The following is a 15,443-nucleotide window of genomic DNA, read 5'->3' as shown; positions in this document are numbered from 1 at the left end:
GGCCGGACCGGCCGGGAGGACGGCCGCGGCGGCGCCCGCGGCGGTCGTGACGGCCAGCCCGCGCCGCCCGGACCGGCGGGACGACGGCCGGGCGCGGAGGGCGGAGGAAGTGTGCGCGTCGTCGGCGGCGGGGGTGGACGCGCCGGCGGGGGTGGACGAGGGCTTCGGGGAAGAAACGTTCATGACGGGTACTGACCGGGGCGGGCGACGTGTTCCGGTGAGCCGCGTCACACCGCCGTCAGCCCGGTCGCCGCTCCGTCAGTCCGCGGTCACGCCGCTGTCGGACCACCGTCGGTCGGCCGACCCGCCTCCTCCTCCGCCGGCTCCGGCGAGCAGCCCGTCGACGAGCGTGCCGAGCGTCCGGGGGTAGACGTCCCGGGCGGCCAGCGGGGCCCAGCGGACGCCGATGGCGGCCAGGTGGGGCACCTGGGCCGGGTCGAGGTCGTCGCGGTGGGCGAAGGGCCGCCCCTCGTCCTGGCGGCGGGCGGAGCGGGCGCGGACGAGGACCTCGCCGACGGTGAGGTACCAGACGCCCCGGAAGAGGTCGACGCTCTGCTCGGGCGTGCACCCGTGGTCACCGGCTCCGGACACGATGGCTTCGACCATCCACATCGCCGGTTCGTCGAGGAGGCCGACGAAGCCGTCGGCGGACAGCACCTCAGCGGCCCAGGGCCATGCCTGGAGGGCGTCGCGCATGGCGAGGGCGGCCGTGACGACGCGCTCGCGCGGGTCGGCGGGCAGCGGGGGCCGTTCGATCTGCTCGATGTGGTGGTTGAGCAGCAGGAGCAGCAGGTCGTCCTTGTTCCGGATGTGGTGGTACAGGGTCGTCGCCCCGATGCCCAGTTCGGCGGCGAGACGGCGGATCGTCAGCTTCTCCCAGCCGTCCTGGTCGATGAGCCCGCGGGCTGCCACCAGGATCTGCGCGCGGGAGGTCAGGGGCGGCCGGCCGGTGCGGCCGTGCGGGGCGGGCGCTCGGGACATCGTCCCATCATGCCCCCTGCCTTCCTCCGCCACGCGACCGGTGCAGCACCGGCGCACGTGTCCGCGGGGCCTCCCCATGCTACTTTCGGAACATGTTCGGAAAGTTAACGGGCTCCGCGCGAGCGGGAGTTCGACTCCGAGGAGGACCATGACCAGTACCGAAGCCACCGCGCCGGCGGAGCCGTCCGCCGCCCCGCCCGAGGGCGGCTCCCCGCCAGGACCGTCCACGGCCGGCCTGCTGCGCCCGTACTCCGCGGGCTTCGCCGCCGTGGTGGCCCTCCAGGTCGTCGGGGCCCTCGCGGGCCTGCTGCCGCTGCTGGCCGTCGTCGAGGTGGGCCGCGCCCTGCTGTCGCCGGGACCGGCGGACCCCGCGCGGGTGTGGACCGCCGTGGCCGTGGGCGCCGCGGGCCTCCTCGTCCGCCTGCTGTTCACCGCCGCCTCGTCCGGCCTCGGCCACCTACTGGACGGACAGGTGCAACTGACGCTGCGCCGGCTGCTGGCCGAGCGGCTGGGAAGGGTGCCGCTCGGCTGGTTCTCGCGGCGCCGGACCGGCGAGCTGACGAAGGTGGTCGGGGAGGACGTCAGCACGGTGCACCCCTTCATCGCGCACGCCCCCGGCGAGCTGGTCTCCGCCTTCGTGGTGCCGGCGGTGTCGCTGGCCTACCTGTTCGCCGTCGACTGGCGGCTCACCCTCGTCACCCTGGTCCCGGTGCTGCTGGCGACGGCGCTGGTCCCGCTGATGATGACGCCGGCCCGGCTGCGGGAGCAGGAGGAGTTCGACGCCGGCATGGCGCGGATCGCGAGCGCGGTCGTCGAGTTCGTCCAGGGCATCGCGGTGGTCAAGGCGTTCGGCGGCAGCGAGCACGTCCAGCGGCGCTTCCGCACGGCCGTCGACGACTTCGTCGGCGGCTTCCTCCGGATGGTGCGCGGGCTCGCCGGGACCGCCGCCGGGATGCAGGTCGCGCTGTCGCCGCCGTTCGTGCTGCTCGTGGTGCTGACCGGCGGCACGGTCCTCCTCACCACCGGCCGGATCGCCGCCGCCGACCTCCTCCCCTTCCTGCTGCTCGGCCTGGGCCTGACCGCCCCCGTGCAGGCGCTCGGCCACGGCTTCGACGACCTCCGGGCCGCCCGGCGCGCGGTCGGCCGGATCCGGGACGTGCTGGAGGTGCGCCCCCTGCCGGAGCCCGCGCGCCCGGCCGTGCCCGACGGCCACCGGGTGGAGCTGCGGGACGTCCGCTTCGGCTACGACCCCGGCCACGAGGTGCTGCGCGGCATCGACCTGGTGCTCGAACCGGGCACGGTCACGGCCCTCGTGGGTCCCTCGGGCAGCGGAAAGTCCACCCTGGTGCGGCTGTTGCCGCGGTTCTTCGACCCGACCCGGGGCGCGGTCGTCCTCGGCGGCGTCGACCTGCGCGCCCTCGACTCCCGGGAGCTGTACCGGAAGGTCTCGTTCGTCTTCCAGGACGTCCGGCTGCTGCGCGCGTCGGTCGCGGACAACATCGCCCTGGCGGTGCCGCACGCCGGCCACGACGCCGTGGTCCGCGCCGCCCGGCTGGCCCACATCCACGACCGGATCCTCGAACTGCCCCGGGGCTACGCGTCGGTGGTCGGCGAGGACGCCGGCCTGTCGGGCGGCGAGGCGCAGCGGATCGCCCTCGCGCGCGCCCTGCTCGCCGACGCGCCCGTCCTCGTCCTCGACGAGGCGACCGCCTTCGCCGACCCTCAGACCGAGCGGGCCGTCCGCCACACCCTGACGACGCTCAAGGGCGACCGGACCGTCCTGGTCATCGCCCACCGCCCGGAGACGATCGCCGCCGCCGACACCGTCGTGATGCTGGACGAAGGGGCGGTCGTGGAGTGCGGCAGGCCCGCCGAACTCCTGGCCAGGGAGGGGAGGTTCGCCGCTTTCTGGTCGGCCCGTCGCGCCCCGTCCACCGCCTCGCCCCAGGCCCAGGACCCGGCCCCACCCCCGCTCCTCACCCGAGCCGTGGCCCCAGCCTCCGCCCCTGCCCCTGCTCCTGCCCCTGTTCCGAGCCCGACGCCCACCCCCGTACCGCGAGGAGACGAGCCCCGATGATCCGCACGCTGCTCCGGGTGCTGGGCCACGAGTACGCCCGGCCGGTGCGCCGCACCGTGGCCCTGATGGCGGCCGCCGCCCTCGTCGAGGGACTCTCCTACGGGCTCCTCGTCCCCCTGCTGCGCGCCCTGTTCGGCGGCACGCCCGAGGACGCCTGGCCCTGGCTGGCCGCCTTCGGGGCGTCGGTCGGGGTCTACGCGGTGCTCCGCCACGTCAGCGACCTGTCCGGATTCCTGGTCGGGAGCACGCTGCTGCGCGGCACGTACCACCGGCTCGGCGACCATCTGGCCCGGCTGCCCCTCGGCTGGTACGAAGGGGGCCGCGTAGGCGAGGTGTCGGTCCTGGCCGGCCGGGGCGTGCTGCGGGCGATGGGCGTGATCGCGCACCTGCTGGCACCGTTCGTCGCGGCGTCCGTGACCCCGGCGGCGATCCTCGTCGTCCTGCTGGTCGCCGACTGGCGGCTGGGGCTCGCCGCGGCGGCCGCCGTCCCGCTGGTGGCGGTGGTCCGGCTGCGTACGGGGCGCTCGGCGGCCGCGTCCGACGCGGAGCGCCACGAGCGCGACCACGAGGCCGCCGGGCGGGTCGTCGAATTCCTCCAGGCCCAGCCGGTGCTCCGCGCGGGCGGCCGGACCGCCGAACGCTTCGGCCTGCTCGACGACGCGTTGCGGGAGGTCCGGCGCGCCTCGCGGCGCAGCGCGCTGTCGGCCCTGCCGGGTGTGGTCGGTCTGGCGCTCGTGGTCCAGGCGACGTTCACCGCCGTGCTCGCCCTGGGTGCCCACCTCGCGCTCGGCGGGGACATCGGCGCGGCGGAGCTGCTCGCGGTCCTGGTCCTGGCCGCCCGCTGCGCGGACCCCCTGCTCTCCCTGTCGGAGCTGGGAGGACGGCTCCGCGAGGCGCGCCACGAACTGGGGCTCCTCGACGCGGTGCTGCGCGCCGAGCCACTGCCCGAACCCGCCGTGCCGGTCCGGCCGGACGGCCACGGCCTGGAGTTCGCGAACGTCACCTTCCGCCGCGGCGACCGCACGGTCATCGACGACCTGTCGCTGTCCGTCCCGCAGGGCCGGCGGCTCGCCGTGGTCGGGCCGTCGGGGTCCGGCAAGAGCACCCTCCTCCAGCTGATCGCGCGGTTCCACGACGTGGACGCCGGCGCGGTGCGCGTGGGCGGCGCGGACGTCCGCGCGATCGCCTCGGAGACGCTCACGGCGCGGTGCGCCGTCGTCTTCCAGGACGTCTACCTCTTCGACGGCACGATCGAGGAGAACGTCCGCCTCGGCCGGCCCGGCGCCGACACGTCCGAGGTGCGGGCGGCGGCGACGGCGGCCCGCCTCGACGAGGTGATCGCGCGCCTGCCCGCCGGCTGGTCGACCCCGGTCGGCGAGGGCGGCGCCCTCCTGTCGGGCGGCGAACGCCAGCGCGTCTCGATCGCCCGGGCCCTCCTCAAGGACGCCCCCGTCGTCCTCCTGGACGAGGTGACCTCCGCGCTGGACCCGGTGAACGAGGCCGCCGTCCACGAGGGCGTCGAGCGCCTGATGGCGGGCCGCACGGTGGTGACGGTCGCGCACCGGATGCGGACCGTCCGCCGTGCCGACCACGTCGTCTTCCTCGACGGCGGCCGGATCGCGGAACAGGGCACCCACGAAGAGCTGCTGCGCCTCGGCGGCCGCTACGCCGCCTTCTGGGACGCCTCCCTGACCCCGGCGACGCCCGTCTGAGCCGCCCCGCCCTCCCGCGAGCGACCGAGGGGCCGTTCCGGACGGCTCCGGAACGGCCCCTCCCGCCGCACGGCCGACTCGCCGCCGCACGGCCCGACCCGCCGCCGGAACCGGCGACGCGCCCCGCACCGTCCCCAGCAGCATGGGCACCTGTCCCCCGGCGGGCCGGGGCCAAGGGCCCCTCGCGGAAGTCGGGCGGCAACCAGGGGGGTCCTCGTTTTCTACAGTGTTGTAGATTCAAATCTCCGCAAGTCAGCGCCCCGGGCCCTCGCGCCGGGGGCCGCCACGGGAAGGAACGTGACATGGGTGTGAGCCTCGCCAAGGGCGGCAACGTCTCCCTCAGCAAGGAGGCCCCCGGCCTCACGGCGGTGCTGGTCGGCCTGGGCTGGGACGTACGGACGACCACCGGCACCGACCACGACCTGGACGCCAGCGCCCTCCTGCTGGACGACACCGGCAAGGTCGCCTCCGACCGCCACTTCGTCTTCTACAACAACCTCACCAGCCCGGACGGTTCGGTGGAGCACACCGGCGACAACCTCACCGGTGAGGGCGACGGCGACGACGAGTCCATCAAGGTCGACCTCTCCGCCGTGCCCGCGGGCATCACCAGGATCGCCTTCCCGGTCTCCATCCACGACGCCGACAACCGCGGCCAGAGCTTCGGCCAGGTCCGCAACGCCTTCATCCGCGTCGTCAACCAGGCCGACGGCGTCGAGCTCGCCCGTTACGACCTCTCCGAGGACGCCGCCACCGAGACCGCGATGGTCTTCGGCGAGCTGTACCGGAACGGTGCCGAATGGAAGTTCCGCGCCGTCGGCCAGGGCTACGCCAGCGGCCTCGCGGGCATCGCGGCCGACTTCGGCGTGAACGTCTGACCCGGCGCGTCGCAGGGAATCGGCCCCTCCGCTCACGCGCGTGCGCAGGAGCTTGCGCGCGGCCGCACCGCCCGGGTTGGGTGGCCGTGCGAGGCGACACGACTTCACGCCACCGGTCAACGCCGCCTGCGCGTCGGGGGCCGCACCGGCCGCTACGCATCTCACAGCACAGCAGGAAGAAGGATGATCGACGGATGATTACGCTCACGAAGGAAGACGGCCCGGCGGACCTGGCCGGCGTGACCCACATGTCCATCGGGGTGTCCTGGGACCCCACCGCCGGAAGCAGCGGCGGTGTGATGGGCGTGCTCCGCCGCAAGAAGGGCACCGACCTCGACCTGATCGCCATCGCCATGCACAACGGCGACCCGGTGCGCCTCGCGGGCCTGGACTCCCTGGACCCGATGGGCAACGGCTCCCTCGTGCACAGCGGCGACAACCAGACCGGACACGGGGACGGCGACGACGAGACGGTGACGGTCGAGTTCGCCCGCGTGCCGGCCCACGTCACCTCCATCGTGTTCGTCGCCGCCGCGTACAAGAAGGGCAGCTCCTTCCAGCAGGCGCGCAACATCAGCTTCAAGGTGTACGACGCGACCGGCGGCAACTCCCAGCAGGTGGCCGACATCTGGCCGAGCATGCTCAGCAGCGACAACGGGTGCGCGGTCGCCAAGGCGATCCGCGCGACCGACGGCTGGAAGCTCGAAGTGATCAACGAGACGGGCAAGATCAAGCAGGGCGACGAGCAGGCCCTGATGCGCTTCGCCGCCAGCAAGTAACCGGGCGGCGATCCGGCCCCCCGCGGCACGGCGTACCGCCACCGCCTCCCCGCGCGACCCGGCGACCCGCGTGCGGATCCGGCGGTGGCAACCCACCACGGGATCCGCACGCCCGGGGCACGGCGCGGGGCCGCGCGCCGTGCGGCGTGGTGGACGGGTCGGTTCGGAGGTGTCGACGGATCTCACCTCTCGGCCCGTCACTCGTACCGTCACATCAGCGAGTCCGCCTCCGCCTGCTCGATGTCGGCGATCGTCAGCTCCGGCATGCGCAGCCGGGCCCGCGTCACCTCGGCCGAGGCCGGCTGGGCGTCCGCCGTCAGCCACTGCCCCGGCTTCCAGGCGCCGGCGGTGGGAGGTGTCGTCATGCCCCGAACCCAGCCGGGCCGATCCGCGGAAGGTGTCCTCGCCGCCGTCGGCCCGGTCGGCGTCCTCACGTCAGGGCGGACCGTCGTCCGCCTCCGCGTACACGGCACGGACGCCGTCCGCGTGCGCAAGGAGGCGGCTCGGTTCCCGGAGACGGGCCGGACGAGGGCGGGCATCAGGCGGCTCTCGCCGGGAGTGCCGACAGCGGGGTCAGGGAGGCGTACTCCAGGGGTGCGGACGGGTCGATGGACACGTCCAGTGGGGCGGGTTCGGCTCCGGACCGTACGAGGAGGTCGCCGACGGCCGCGATCATGGCACCGCTGTCCGTGCACAGCGTCATCGGCGGGACGCGCAGCTCGACGCCCGCGGCGGCGCACCGCTGCTCGGCCAGGCCGCGGACGCGGGAGTTCGCGGCGACGCCGCCGACCACGATCAGCGTCTTCACGCCGTACGCCTTGCAGGCCGCGAGGGCCTTGCGGGTCAGGACGTCGGCGACGGCCTCCCGGAGGGCGGCGGCCCCGTCCGCGACGGACAGGTCGAGACCCTGGGCCCGGTACTTCTCGACCCAGCGGGCGGCGGCCGTCTTGAGGCCGGAGAAGGAGAAGGCGTACGGGTCGTCGCCGGGGCGCGTCAGGGGGCGGGGGAAGTCCACGGCGCGCGGGTCCCCGCCACGGGCGGCCCGGTCGATGGCCGGTCCCCGTAGCCCGGCCGACGACGGCCGTACCGGGACGTGGCGCGGGGCGCCTCACCCGGCGGCCGGTTCGGACGCGGGCTGCGGGCCGGTCGCGAGGAGTTCGGCGAGACCGCGGCGGGTGGCGGCGATGACGACGCGGTCGCGGGGCTGGAGGACGTAACCGGGGTGGAGGTCCCAGAGGAGTTCGGACCGTTCGCCGTCGAGCGGGGTGGAGGCGAGGTCGGGGCGGCGGGCGGAGGCGTCGGCGGTGTCGAGGGCGAGGACCCGCCAGGAGTCGGCACGGAACGACTCGGCGACGGTCCGCCCTTCGAGCTGGGGATGGCCGGCGACGAGGAGCGCGGCGAAGAGCAGGACCTTGCGCTCCACGGGTATCGCCCCCAGGATCTGGCGGCCCATCATGGCGCCGGCGAAGGCGGGGGCGGCGAGGTGGGAGACGCTGCGGCTGCGGGTGACGGCGTCGGGGTGGGCGGAGCGCAGGGTGCGGTAGACGGCGGTGGCGAAGTCGTCGTCGTAGAGCCGCAGCACCGTGCGCAGGCCGCTGTGGAGGGTCCGCGCGGCGAGGACGGCCTCCAGGTTGGTGGTGTCGGAGCTGGTGAGGGCGAGCAGGGCGTCGGCCCGGTGGACGCGGGCGGCGTCGAGGACGCCGTCCTCGGTGACGTCACCGAGGATCACCGGGACGCCGAGGTCGCGGGCGAGCGGGATGCCGCGGGCGTCCGGGTCCTGTTCGACGCAGACGACCGGGATGTCGTACTCCCGCAGGCGGGCGAGGACCCGGGCGCCGATCTTGCCGAGGCCTAGCAGCACGATGTGACCGGAGAGGATGCGGGGCGGGCGGCGCAGCGCGCCGACCGCCCTGAACGTGCCCAGGGCCTCCAGCGCTCCGGCCACGAGCAGCGGCAGCAGGGCGAGGCCGGCCAGTCCGGACAGCAGCTGGAGCACCTGCCGGGTGGTCGGCTCCTCCAGGGCCGGGTCGTTGATGGAGAAGAGGTCGAGCAGGGTCAGGTACGCGGCCTGGACGGGCCCGGCGTCGGTGAGCGCGATCGTGGTGCCCGTCAGGACGAGCACCGCGGCGACGACACCGGCCAGCGCCCACCGCAGACGGGCGGAGAACACCTCGCCGAGCGGGGCGCCGCGGCGTGCCAGGCGCCGGGGCGGCAGGGCGGGGCCGGCCCGGCGGACCGCCTCCAGGACGATCGTTCCCCGGCCCTGGGACGCCAGGACGACCCGGTCGTCGGGCAGGAGGTCGGGACCTCCCGCCCCGCTGGTGTCCGAGCCCTCGGCCCCGGCGGGGTCCGTGGTGGTCGACGACAGCAGCGCGAGCGTGCACAGTCCCGGGTCGGGGACCTCGCCCCGGCCGGGCGCGGGCCGCTCCGCCGCGCGCAGCAGCAGGCCGCCGGCCTGCACCACCTTCCTCGTGTCGGCGATCGCCGTGGCGACGAGCGCCGGCGCGGCGGTGTCCGCGTCGGACAGCACCGTCGTGGACGCGTCCAGGACGGTCCGGTCCACGCCCGGCTCGGTCACGAGGACGGCCTGGTCGAGGAGCTCCTCCAGCCGGTCGCCCAGCTTGCGGTTGTACATGCGGACGACCAGGCGCAGCCCCGGGTTCAGCCGGCGCGCGGCGAGCGCGGCCCGGAGGTTCGTCTCGTCGTCCTCGTAGAGCAGGGCGAGGGCGGCGGCGGACTCCACCCGGGCCCGCCGGAGAGCTTCGCGGGTGGGTGCCGGGGAGGGTACTTCCCGCGGCGGTGGCCCGGTTCCCGCGGAGAACTGCCCCGCCGGGACCGGAGCCGTCGGCTCGGCGCCGTGGTCCTGCGGTTCGGTGACCGGGACGACGAGGACCACCTGGCGCCGGTAGACCTCTCGCAGCTCGGCCGCCAGCCGGTGCGCGAGTCCGTCGTCGCCGCAGACCACCATGTGCCCGTCGGTCCGAGGATTCTCCTGATGCGGCAGCAAGGACATGCTTCCCCCGTGGTGCGGACTGATCCGACGACCGTGACGTGACGCCGGCCGGGCGGGTACGAGGGCTCCGACGCGGCGACGAACGGTCCGGCGGAGCCCCTGTGTGCCCGCCGCAGCGTGCCATGGCCCCGACTCCGGGTCACATGCCTGCTCCCGGCAACTTGCGGGCTTGTTCAGGGCGTTCATGTCCCGTCGCCGTGCTCTGCCGAAGGACGACGATGCCGGTGGGCGCGCTCCCCGGCGACGGCCGGCACGCCCGGACAAGATCCCGGCACCGTACGCCGGAAGTCCGACAGTGCCGCTATTCCGACACCAGGAAGATGCGTTCAAATCAGGTGGAACTCCTATGGACTTCACGCACGAGCAGTCCAACCACTTCTGACCGCCGAGGACGCCGCCCCCGCCGCCGAAGCGGGCGCGACGTGCACCGGCGGCCCCGTGTCACCGCCTTCCGCCGGACGGCGCGGCGCCCTTGTCACGGGGTCATTTCAGTGGTGGGCGGCGGGCGAGGGCAGCGCCTCCAGAGCCGGGTCGGTCTTCCGGCCGAGGTGGTTGAAGGCGAGGTTGAGCAGGACGGCGACCACGCATCCGGTGCTGATGCCGGAGTCGAGGACGATGCGGGCGCCCTCGGGGAAGGCGTGGTAGAAGTCCGGGGCGGCGATGGGGATGATGCCGGCGCCGAGGGAGATGGCGACGATGAGGACGTTGTCGCCGCGTTCGAGGGCGGCTCCGGCGAGGGTCTGGATGCCGCTTGCGGCGACGGTCCCGAAGAGGGCGATGCCGACGCCGCCGAGGACCGGCTGCGGGATGAGCGCGACGACGGAGGCGAGCAGCGGGCAGAGGCCCAGCAGGATGAGGATGCCGCCGGCCGCGGCGACGACGAAGCGGCTGCGGACCTTGGTGATGGCGACCAGGCCGACGTTCTGGGCGAAGGCGCTGGCGGCGAAGCCGTTGAAGAGGGGGCTGAGGGCGGTGCCGAGGCCGTCGGCGCGCAGAGCGGCGGCGAGGGTCTTCTCGTCCGCGGGCTTCTCGACGATCTCGCCGAGGGCGAGGACGTCCGCGGTGGACTCGGTCATCGACACGAGCATCACGATGCACATGGAGATGATCGCCGCCGCCGCGAACTGCGGTGCGCCGAAGTGGAACGGGGTGGGGATGCCGATGATGTCGGCGTCGCCGACGGAGCTGAAGTCGGCGACCCCCAGCGGCAGGGAGATCAGCGTGCCGGCGACGAGTCCCAGCAGGATGGAGATCTGCTTCAGGAATCCCGTCAGGAGCCGGCGCAGGGCCACGGTGATCAGCAGGGTGGCGGTGGCGAGGCCGATGTACTCGAGGCTTCCGTAGTCCGGTGCCTGCGCGTTCCCGCCCTGGGCCCAGTTGAAGGCCACGGGCAGCAGGGACACGCCGATGAGGGTGATGACCGTGCCGGTGACGACGGGCGGGAAGAAGCGGATCAGCTTGCAGAAGAAGGGGGCGAGGAGGAACCCGAAGACTCCGGCGACGATCACGGCGCCGTAGATGACGGGCAGGGCGTCCTCGGGCCCTTCGGCCTTGGCGATCGCGAGCATGGGTGCGACGCCGGCGAAGGAGACGCCGTTGACGAACGGCAGCCGTGCTCCGACCTTCCAGAACCCGAGCGTCTGCAGCAGCGTGGCGATCCCGGAGGTGAACAGGCTGGCGCTCATCAGGAACGCGATGTCGGCGGTGGACAGTCCCACGCCGATGCCGACGACCAGCGGGGGTGCGACGACACCCGCGTACATGGCTGCGACGTGCTGCAGGCCGGCGCTGAAGAGCTTCACCGGGGGCAGCATCCGATCGACCGGATGGGTGTCGTCCGGTCTTGCGGGGTTGTCGGGACGGGCGTCGGATCCGGCCTCGGTCTTCGTCGGTTCCGGGGCGGTGTGGGATTCCGGCATGGGTGCCTCCTGGCCGCGGCGGTCCCTTGGGAGCGCGGGCAGCCCTGTGGGAGAGCCTGCGTACGAGACGCGAGGCTCTGCGGGTGCGGGTGATGACGGGGGGTGGGAGACGCGGCACCGGGCGGCGGCCCGTAACGGGCCGCCGCACCTGGATGACGCGGCCGGAGAGCGGGGAGTGGGGCGCCGGGGAACGGGCGGGAGGGGATGGGTGTCCCTGCGTTCCCGCGGTCCCTCGACCGGCCTTCGCGCATCTGTCCGTGATGCGTGCGGTGCCACTCCGTCCGGCGAAGTCGGAACAGTTCCTCATGGCGCGGCGTGGGAGTCAAGAGGCGGGACGGGGCGGGTTCACGGCCTCGCGGACGTGGTGCCACAGGTGCAGGTCGATGCGTTCGAGGAAGTCGGCCGCCAGCGCCTCCGCGCGGGCGGCCTGACGGGGCGTTCCGCCGGCCGCGCCCTCCCACTGCTGGTAGGCGAGGTGGAGACGTTCGAGGGCGTGGCGCAGTACCGCGGGGTCGAGGGGCACGATGCGCGTGAGGGAGCCGACGTAGGGGGGCCACCAGGTGGTGGCCGCTTCTCTGAGCAGTACGCGGAGCTGGGCGGTTCTGCCGCACGCGGCGACGAAGCAGGCCGGTGGCGGGCAGAGGAGCTTCAGGAGCGCGTCCGTCTGCGCGGGCGTGCCCTGCCAGTGGTTTCGGCGTTCGGCGTCTTGCCACTGCCCGAGGGTGAGTCCGAGGGCCGCCGCGGTCTCGTTGACGGTGAGTCCGGCGACGGTACGGCACTGGGCGAGGGTGGTGGGCTCTGTGACGAGGTCGGCCGGGGAGCACCAGAGGGCCGCCGCGAGGGCCTTCACCTGGGCGCTCTCGGGCGTGGCGGTGCCGGCTTCCCAGGCCTCGACGAGGCCCGGGTGCACGGGGGAACCGCAGTAGGCGGCGACGGCCCAGGCGACCTGCCCGAGCGTCAGGCCGAGTTGGGTGCGGACGGCGGCGGCACGGGCGGGGTGGAAGGGGGGCAGGGCGTACGGATCGTCTGCGGGTGACATAGCGGCACACCGTAGGGACCGTGCCGGTCGTGGCCAAGGGCCGAGACGCTCCGATGAGGCTCCCGTCGGCCGGCATCCGGCGGCTTCGTCGGATCTCCTGAGTACGCTGACCGTCGATGACCTGGTCCTTTGCGTACGGATGCCAGCGGGCTCAGCGGAGCGGACGGCACGGTGACTGTCGGTTCCTCCAGAATCTGCCGGGAACTCGGCTTCCGGCTTGGGGGAGTTGACGAGGTTCAGGGCGGGTCATAAAGTCCCGTCCGTCCAGGACGGAAAAGCATTTCCGTCATGCGGAACCAATGTGGAAGTCGCCCACCCCCGCGACGCGCCCCATCGGCCATGCTCCCGGTTCGGGCCGTCCCCCGGCACCGGTCACTCTGCCCACACGCCCTCGGCAGCCCCCTGCCCGCGGGCGGTGTCCCAAGGACCTGCCTTGCTGCCCCGCGCCACTGTCCGCACGCCCCGGACCCCACCCCATCCGGTCGACGAGATCCTTCCCGCCCGCCGCATGCTGCCCGCCGCCCTCCAACACGTGGCGAGCATGTACGCCGGCCTGACCGCCCCACCGCTGATCATCGGCAGCGCCCTGGGGCTGACCCCGTCCCAACTCTCCGCCCTCCTGGCCGCCGCGCTGCTGATCGCCGGGCTCGGCACGATCGCCCAGACCCTCGGCGTCCACGGCGTCGGCGCCGGGCTGCCCCTGGTCAACGGGGTCTCGTTCGCCGTCGTGGCACCGGCGCTCGCCACCGCCGCCACCCAGGGGCGCGACAGCGCCCTGCCGGCGATCTTCGGGGCCACCCTCGTGGCCGGAGTCCTCTGCCTCCTGCTCGCTCCCGTCTTCCGCCGGCTGGTCAGGTTCTTCCCACCGGTCGTCAGCGGCTGCGTCATCACCCTGGTCGGCATCTCCCTGCTACCGGTCGCCGGCACCTGGGCCCGGGGCGGAGACGCCGAAGCCGCCGACTTCGGCTCGCCCGCCAACCTGGTACTGGCGGCGACGACCCTCGTCATCACCCTGACCGTGCACCGCATGCTCTCGGGCCGCTTCCTCGGACGGGTCGCCATCCTCATCGGCATGCTCGCGGGCACCCTGATCGCCGTCCCGCTGGGCAAGGTCGACCTCGACGCCCTCACCCAGGCGCCCTTGTTCGCCCTGCCCACGCCCTTCGGCTTCGGCGCTCCGCAGTTCGTCCCCACCGTGATCGCCACCGCCGCGGTGGTGATGGTCGTGTCCATGATGGAGTCCACCGCCGCACTGCTGGCGCTGGGCGCGGTCGCCGAGCGGCCGGTCCAGGACCGGACCATCGCCGGAAGTCTCCGCGCCCTCGGCCTCGCCACGGTCCTCGGCGGCGTCCTCGGAGCGTTCACCAGCACGTCGTACGCGCAGAACGTCGGCCTGGTCGCCCTCAGCCGGATCCGCAGCCGGTACGTCGTCACGCTCTGCGGCGCCATCCTGGTCCTGATGGGCTTCGTGCCCGTCCTCGGGTCGCTGGTCGCCCTCGTCCCGCTGCCCGTCCTCGGCGGCGCGGGCGTGGTCTTCTTCGGCTCCGTCGCCGTCACCGGCATCCGCACCCTGACCAAGGCCGCCCTGGGCACCGGCCACAACGCCCTGATCGTCTCCGTCACCCTCGCCTTCGGTCTCTTCCCCGTCCTCGATCCGGACTTCTACGACCGCCTTCCCGCCCCGGTGGCGACCGTCCTCGGCTCGGGCATCACCGCCGGCTGCCTGGTCGCGGTCCTCCTCAACTACCTCCTGAACCACCTGGGTCGCGGCACCGAGGCCGACCTCGACGCGATCTCCGCGGAACAGGTCACCGCCCTCGACACCGCCGGCACCGTTCCCGGAGGAAGCCCCGCCGCCGACTGGTCGCCCTTCCGGCCCGCCGTCTCCCCGTCCGGCACCCGCGACCAGGACGCGAGCGGTACGGCACACCCCGCTCCCCTCTGGCCCTACCTGACCGGCCCGGTGGATCCCGCCGACACCCACCCGCACCACCCGCCGCACGAGGCCCCGGCCCCGCACCGTCCGTCTCCCCCTCCCGGCGGCTTCCCCGGGGACGCCCTCGCCGAGGACATCGTCTTCCCCGGCCCCTTCCACCCCCTCCACCCACGACACCCCGGTCCCGGCCTTCCCCGGGAACGGCACGGAGCGGAGGCCGCCGATCCCTGGCAGGACCCGCAGCCCCCCTCGGCCGCCGACGACAGCCGGTAGACCGATTTCCCGCCCGTCGCCGGACCCGACGGCGCGCAGGCCCGGCGACAGGGTGAGCCGACACCGGACCATCCCCGGATTCGGCACCGAGGGCCGCCGCCCCACCGACTCCCAGGCGACAAGACGAGGTAGCACCGATGACCACCGCTTCCGCCGCCCTCCCTCGCACGGGCGGCTCCCCCGGCGGCGGCGCGCCCCGCCGCGCCCCCGCTCCCGCCCCTGGTCCCGACGAGAGAATCGCCCACGTCGTGGCCGAGGCCCTCGGATCCGCCCGGACGGTGCTCGACTCGGACTCGCTGCCCGGCCTCGGTGGCGTCCGGCTCCCCTTCGGCGACCAGAGCTTCGACGCGGCCACGATGCTCTGCAACGCGCCCCGCGTCCCCGACGCCCTCACCCGGCTGCGGGAACTGCGCCGTGTGACACGAGGACCCGTCGTGGTCCTCGCCGTCGACCCCTCGCGCGTCCGCGGGTTCTGGCTGGACCGGTACGCCCCCGCGGTGCTGGCCGTCCAAGCCCGCCGCCATCCGCCGGTCGCCCACCTGGTCGCCGCCCTTGGAGGCTCCGCCTCGGTGCGGCGTGTCCCCATTCCCCTCGATTGCACCGACACCTTCGACGAGGCGTACTACGGACGCCCCGAACTGCTCCTCGACCCGGCGGCCCGCCGACCGGGGTCGGCCTGGAGCTTCGTCGACGACCGGGCCCGTGAGGCGTTCGACACGACCCTGCGCCGCGAACTCCGGTCGGGCGAGTGGGACGAGCGCTTCGGCCACCTCCGCCGTCTGCCCGCCTACGAAGGATCGCTGGTGATCGTCCGCGCCGTCCCCTGAACCCCCCTT

10 protein-coding genes and 3 pseudogenes are annotated in these 15,443 nt (G+C 74.1%); 6 read left to right on the top strand and 7 right to left on the bottom strand.

Annotated elements, in window-relative coordinates; translation table 11 throughout:
- Together IE321_RS41950 and IE321_RS14155 are read right to left on the bottom strand one after the other, a co-directional pair.
- A pseudogene (locus tag IE321_RS41950) lies at positions 1 to 183 on the bottom strand (hypothetical protein); the annotation flags it as partial.
- A 75-nt stretch (positions 184 to 258) separates the two neighbouring features.
- Entirely contained in the window at positions 259 to 981 is a 723-nt protein-coding gene (locus tag IE321_RS14155; protein ID WP_190223126.1) for a TetR/AcrR family transcriptional regulator, read from the bottom strand.
- A 148-nt stretch (positions 982 to 1,129) separates the two neighbouring features.
- Here IE321_RS14155 and IE321_RS14150 point away from each other — a divergent pair, with 148 nt between their 5' ends.
- The 4 genes from IE321_RS14150 (at position 1,130) to IE321_RS14135 (ending at position 6,427) form a co-directional block, all read left to right on the top strand.
- Positions 1,130 to 3,058: an ABC transporter ATP-binding protein gene (locus tag IE321_RS14150; protein ID WP_190223125.1), complete on the top strand. Its 1,929-nt coding sequence runs from the start codon at positions 1,130 to 1,132 to the stop codon at positions 3,056 to 3,058.
- A complete protein-coding gene (locus tag IE321_RS14145) occupies positions 3,055 to 4,770 on the top strand; it encodes an ABC transporter ATP-binding protein (RefSeq protein WP_190223124.1) in 1,716 nt (571 codons plus the stop codon). The genes IE321_RS14150 and IE321_RS14145 overlap by 4 nt, the downstream gene beginning before the upstream one ends.
- Before the next feature lie 302 nt (positions 4,771 to 5,072).
- Positions 5,073 to 5,648, top strand: a complete 576-nt coding sequence (locus IE321_RS14140; RefSeq protein ID WP_043231975.1) for a TerD family protein — start codon at positions 5,073 to 5,075, stop codon at positions 5,646 to 5,648.
- 194 nt (positions 5,649 to 5,842) lie between these two features.
- Positions 5,843 to 6,427: a TerD family protein gene (locus tag IE321_RS14135; RefSeq protein ID WP_043231977.1), complete on the top strand. Its 585-nt coding sequence runs from the start codon at positions 5,843 to 5,845 to the stop codon at positions 6,425 to 6,427.
- Between the two features lie 209 nt (positions 6,428 to 6,636).
- Here the strand turns inward: IE321_RS14135 and IE321_RS14130 are convergent.
- The 5 genes and pseudogenes from IE321_RS14130 to IE321_RS14110 form a co-directional block, all read right to left on the bottom strand.
- Positions 6,637 to 6,774 (bottom strand): annotated as a pseudogene (locus tag IE321_RS14130) (MSMEG_1061 family FMN-dependent PPOX-type flavoprotein); the annotation flags it as partial.
- Between the two features lie 191 nt (positions 6,775 to 6,965).
- Positions 6,966 to 7,487 (bottom strand): annotated as a pseudogene (locus IE321_RS14125) (tRNA (adenosine(37)-N6)-threonylcarbamoyltransferase complex transferase subunit TsaD); the annotation flags it as partial.
- Between the two features lie 48 nt (positions 7,488 to 7,535).
- Positions 7,536 to 9,440 (bottom strand): potassium channel protein, encoded by a 1,905-nt coding sequence (locus IE321_RS14120; protein ID WP_226652745.1) that lies wholly within the window; start codon positions 9,438 to 9,440, stop codon positions 7,536 to 7,538.
- A 488-nt stretch (positions 9,441 to 9,928) separates the two neighbouring features.
- Positions 9,929 to 11,359, bottom strand: a complete 1,431-nt coding sequence (locus IE321_RS14115; RefSeq protein ID WP_190223123.1) for a nucleobase:cation symporter-2 family protein — start codon at positions 11,357 to 11,359, stop codon at positions 9,929 to 9,931.
- A gap of 322 nt (positions 11,360 to 11,681) precedes the next feature.
- Positions 11,682 to 12,398 carry a helix-turn-helix domain-containing protein gene (locus IE321_RS14110; RefSeq protein WP_190223122.1) on the bottom strand — a complete coding sequence of 239 codons (717 nt, stop codon included), beginning with the start codon at positions 12,396 to 12,398 and terminating at the stop codon, positions 11,682 to 11,684.
- 433 nt (positions 12,399 to 12,831) lie between these two features.
- Between IE321_RS14110 and IE321_RS14105 the strand changes: the two genes are divergently transcribed.
- Entirely contained in the window at positions 12,832 to 14,607 is a 1,776-nt protein-coding gene (locus tag IE321_RS14105; RefSeq protein WP_226652746.1) for a nucleobase:cation symporter-2 family protein, read from the top strand.
- A gap of 137 nt (positions 14,608 to 14,744) precedes the next feature.
- A complete protein-coding gene (locus IE321_RS14100; protein ID WP_190223121.1) occupies positions 14,745 to 15,434 on the top strand; it encodes a class I SAM-dependent methyltransferase in 690 nt (229 codons plus the stop codon).
- The last annotated feature ends 9 nt before the right edge of the window (positions 15,435 to 15,443 follow it).

Origin of the sequence: Streptomyces hydrogenans (genome assembly GCF_014656075.1) — a bacterium.
In the GTDB taxonomy this organism is placed as follows: domain Bacteria; phylum Actinomycetota; class Actinomycetes; order Streptomycetales; family Streptomycetaceae; genus Streptomyces; species Streptomyces hydrogenans.
This window is presented reverse-complemented; position numbering and strand designations above follow the sequence as displayed.

What these genes read in the sequence shown, in the direction of transcription:
- IE321_RS14155 (WP_190223126.1), bottom strand. Translation starts at nt 981, where the DNA reads ATGTCCCGAGCGCCCGCCCCGCACGGCCGCACCGGCCGGCCGCCCCTG.
- IE321_RS14150 (WP_190223125.1), top strand. Translation starts at nt 1,130, where the DNA reads ATGACCAGTACCGAAGCCACCGCGCCGGCGGAGCCGTCCGCCGCCCCG.
- IE321_RS14145 (WP_190223124.1), top strand. Translation starts at nt 3,055, where the DNA reads ATGATCCGCACGCTGCTCCGGGTGCTGGGCCACGAGTACGCCCGGCCG.
- IE321_RS14140 (WP_043231975.1), top strand. Translation starts at nt 5,073, where the DNA reads ATGGGTGTGAGCCTCGCCAAGGGCGGCAACGTCTCCCTCAGCAAGGAG.
- IE321_RS14135 (WP_043231977.1), top strand. Translation starts at nt 5,843, where the DNA reads ATGATTACGCTCACGAAGGAAGACGGCCCGGCGGACCTGGCCGGCGTG.
- IE321_RS14120 (WP_226652745.1), bottom strand. Translation starts at nt 9,440, where the DNA reads ATGTCCTTGCTGCCGCATCAGGAGAATCCTCGGACCGACGGGCACATG.
- IE321_RS14115 (WP_190223123.1), bottom strand. Translation starts at nt 11,359, where the DNA reads ATGCCGGAATCCCACACCGCCCCGGAACCGACGAAGACCGAGGCCGGA.
- IE321_RS14110 (WP_190223122.1), bottom strand. Translation starts at nt 12,398, where the DNA reads ATGTCACCCGCAGACGATCCGTACGCCCTGCCCCCCTTCCACCCCGCC.
- IE321_RS14100 (WP_190223121.1), top strand. Translation starts at nt 14,745, where the DNA reads ATGACCACCGCTTCCGCCGCCCTCCCTCGCACGGGCGGCTCCCCCGGC.